This window comes from Legionella feeleii, from assembly GCF_001467625.1.
GTDB lineage: Bacteria > Pseudomonadota > Gammaproteobacteria > Legionellales > Legionellaceae > Tatlockia > Tatlockia feeleii.
In genome coordinates this window covers 1-885 of sequence record NZ_LNYB01000043.1, presented here as the reverse complement: position 1 = coordinate 885, position 885 = coordinate 1, and the positions used below count along the sequence as shown (strand labels likewise).

The window sequence follows — 885 nt, the reverse complement described above, 5'->3', positions numbered from 1 at the left end:
TTCGGTTTCATCAAAATCCATTTGCATTTTATTGCTAGTTCATTTGCAAAATAATTCAAGCAGAGCCGAATCTGTTTTCAAGTCCTAACAATTAGATTCAAACTATTTAACGCGCTACGGTAGAGAAACATATTGTCTCATTAAATTGATACAGTCTTTATAACACTTTCAGTATTCATTGTTATAAATCAAACTCAATGTTTTTATTTATATCCAAATACTTAATTGGTATTGCCTTGGATGAATCTTTTTTAAAAATAATCCAGGTTTTGCTTAGTTGTAAATGGTGGTTTTTTGCAAATTGAATGGCCTCCTCAAGGGATGCACATTCTTGAATTGACCCAATGCAATTACTTATTTCAAAAAAGCCATATTGGAATTGAACAGGTATGAATTTCTCTGGCATTTCAAGTCTCCGTGAAGGCGCTATGCTGCCTTAAGAAGCAGGTATCGCTTTGCGTTATTGAGTTTTTTCATCACCGCATTGATGGTTGACTCTGAAAAACCACGTCCGCTTAAAAAACGATAAAGCAATGTGATGGATTGTTCCGAATTATCCCAGGTCGCACCTAATTTTATACGAGCTTCTTCAAGTGCTCGGCTTATCTCATTATCCAGCGAAGATAAAGCCTGATTGATTACAATCTCCTCAAATCCTTTTTGCTGTAAGAGGCGGCTGATAAAGCGATCGCCTTTGTGGGCATAATGCTGCGCTATATTTTTAGCCAGTCTTAAATCATTGAGCAGCTGCAATTCATTTAATCGTTTAAAGACGGCATCAATTCGGCTATCAAGCAGGGTCTTTTCATGACTAAATATAAACCAAGCATTGTCCAACTATTTTTTAGCCAACAGTCGACGAAAGATTTGGTAAATTTAGATGGT

General features: G+C 36.2%; 2 protein-coding genes. Both read right to left on the bottom strand.

Annotated features, from left to right (window positions below; genetic code table 11):
• Positions 1-181: 181 nt before the first annotated feature.
• A complete protein-coding gene (locus Lfee_RS06370) occupies positions 182-406 on the bottom strand; it encodes a hypothetical protein (RefSeq protein WP_058445034.1) in 225 nt (74 codons plus the stop codon).
• Positions 407-426: 20 nt separating this feature from the next.
• On the bottom strand, positions 427-837 hold the full coding sequence (locus tag Lfee_RS06365; protein WP_058445033.1) for a regulatory protein RecX: 411 nt from the start codon (positions 835-837) through the stop codon (positions 427-429).
• Positions 838-885 lie beyond the last annotated feature (48 nt).